The 2,140-nt window shown below is 53.5% G+C and carries 3 protein-coding genes; 1 reads left to right on the top strand and 2 read right to left on the bottom strand.

Features of this window, described 5'->3' with window-relative positions:
- Positions 1-143 precede the first annotated feature (143 nt).
- The gene (locus tag TY51_RS21325) at positions 144-515 is read right to left on the bottom strand and encodes a hypothetical protein (RefSeq protein ID WP_231559105.1); all 372 of its coding nucleotides are present in this window, start codon (positions 513-515) and stop codon (positions 144-146) included.
- A gap of 436 nt (positions 516-951) precedes the next feature.
- Positions 952-1,221 (bottom strand): hypothetical protein, encoded by a 270-nt coding sequence (locus tag TY51_RS16490; protein ID WP_156118086.1) that lies wholly within the window; start codon positions 1,219-1,221, stop codon positions 952-954.
- Positions 1,222-1,290: 69 nt separating this feature from the next.
- Here TY51_RS16490 and TY51_RS16485 point away from each other — a divergent pair, with 69 nt between their 5' ends.
- Positions 1,291-2,001, top strand: coding sequence for an RcgA family putative transporter (locus TY51_RS16485; RefSeq protein ID WP_156118085.1), 711 nt, complete (start codon positions 1,291-1,293; stop codon positions 1,999-2,001).
- Positions 2,002-2,140 lie beyond the last annotated feature (139 nt).

The raw sequence follows: 2,140 nt of genomic DNA, 5'->3' as shown, positions 1-2,140 counted from the left end.
CGTTGCTTTGTTCTCTGAATTGAAAGGCTCCATCGGAGCCGGGCACGAGAACCATGCCATTTGCAAAGGAGTGGCCTGGATTAAGCGGAAGAAGCCCTATCAGGCAGCCAGCCATTGCCGGAGAAAAGGAGGATAGTGAAGACCTAGCTCTTTTTCTTATCTTCTGGTTTTGTTGACGTTGAATGGACCGTCCGCTCGTCATCAAACAGCGGAACATCCACGTGCCTGAATCCGGCTTCGTGCATGAAGGAAGTAAGGCCGTTAATTGTCCTGAAAACCCTGACTTTAATTTCGTCCATGTCATCGACCTTTCGTGGTGTCGTGACGAGGAGTTTTTCAAAAGTCCCTTCTGAATTAACGACGCGAACGATCCATTCGCCATACCAGACGGATGCTTTGCGGTATGCCGCCGCTTGGCAAACGACCTCAGCGAGATAGCCGCTAGCAACGAGCTTTCTGAATCTGGGTTCTGTAACCACATTCGGCGTTTCTTTTTCTAACTCTATTTCTTCCACGCCTGTGGTCCTCCAACTGGTAGGACTAGGCACCCTTCTCGGGTGGCCCAGTTCTACGATATTATAATATTGACAGCAACCCTATAGGATTGCTGAACGCTACTTTTCTCCTGCGCAGCCATCAGTAGGGCGCTGACCAATGAAATTAAAGCTACTTCGGAGGGTGCGGCTTGTGCTGGCTACGGGGAGTGTTGCATGCAGGATTGTCTTCCGCCCGCAGCAGAATGCCTTTGCCACAATGCCGGGATTTGCTGCTGCGTCTTGCATGGGCTTTCCAAGCGACGCCTCATAAGAAGCATGGCGGGCAGACCTGATGATGGGCCAGGACCGCGATGGATGTCTTGCGTGACAAATAAGCAGGGCGGCCCGAAGACCGCCCTAATGCACGGGGCCGGGGCTATAGGGTGCTATGAGCAATGTGCAGTTTGCACATTCCTCATTCGAAGATCACGTTTTCGCATCTCTCGCCCTTCCACATGATGGCGACATGCCCAGTGTTCCACTTGTAGAGCCAACCCACGACTTCCCGCGATCCCTGATCCAAGACACGCTTGATCGGATGAGCCTGCTCTCTCTCGTTGAGCGATCCAGTCGTATCGTCATCGGCGGACACGATTTTGCTGCCTTGAATACCCATATCATTACTCCCAGGGGCGGCGCGGTGTGTGGCAACGCAGCGCGTTCCATCCACCGGCGATTTGTTCATTTCTGGTTAATGAACTATGGTCCGCGGCCTGATCACGGCACGATACGAAATTGAGCGAAACAGAACGAAATGAAACCCTCCAACATGCTGATAAAAAATGGAAAGTTTTTCGTTCAGCCTGATGCTGGTGGCAGAGATTTCAAGGTGCTTTTCAAGAACCTCGCGGCGGCAGGAGCCGGGCGACCGGTTGACGAAAACGGATTTCCAAAAGGCCCTTGGACGGCAGACCTTCTCGCTGAAGCGATCTCATTGATCGACGCAAACCGGGCAGGGATAGAGCTACGCACTGTCCAGCTCTGGTTCCAAGACAACGACAAGGGCATCAGTCCAGAGAACATCCGATGGCTTGCAAGGATCTTCGGCTGCGACGACCCCAAGGCGACAAGCGCCTGGCAAGCTGAATTGAGTGCATCGCAAAGGCAGCTGGTTGCCAAAAGACGCGAGCGGCAGAAATCTTTGGTCAGCAGCGCTTCTGAGGCAAGCAACCTAGAAGAAATAGCAGTCGACGTTGGCGACGGGATCGTGATTGATGCCGACGACGATCTTCCTGATGATACTCAGCCCAAAAGACGCTTCAGTCTGGCCCGAACATCAGAGGCAATCTTTGGTGGGGGATCGTTCCTAGACCTGCCGGTATCAGTCTTTGCCGGCGCGGCGGTGCTTGGGTTTATGTCTGTCTTCCTGGGTGTCCATAGTATTACTTACGCGGAAAACAATGGACCATTGAAGCAAGTAGGCTTTTTTTGGGCTCCAAACTGGACCCTTCTTTTCATGGTCTGAGGTGCTCCCCATTCCTTGGACAGGATCTGGCGCTTTTTAAGCTCTGATCTGCTCCTGCTGATCGGGTTGCGTGACTTCGATTTGCAGTGAGTAGACCACTGCCGGCGGTCGGCCGCCAAGGGCCTTGTGCGGCCGGCGG

Source organism: Paracoccus sp. PAMC 22219 (genome assembly GCF_000787695.1).
Taxonomy (GTDB): domain Bacteria; phylum Pseudomonadota; class Alphaproteobacteria; order Rhodobacterales; family Rhodobacteraceae; genus Paracoccus.
This window is presented reverse-complemented; position numbering and strand designations above follow the sequence as displayed.

Bases quoted from the DNA above. Each gene is read 5' to 3' on its own strand.
- TY51_RS16490 (WP_156118086.1), bottom strand. From the start codon at position 1,221: ATGAACAAATCGCCGGTGGATGGAACGCGCTGCGTTGCCACACACCGC.
- TY51_RS16485 (WP_156118085.1), top strand. From the start codon at position 1,291: ATGAAACCCTCCAACATGCTGATAAAAAATGGAAAGTTTTTCGTTCAG.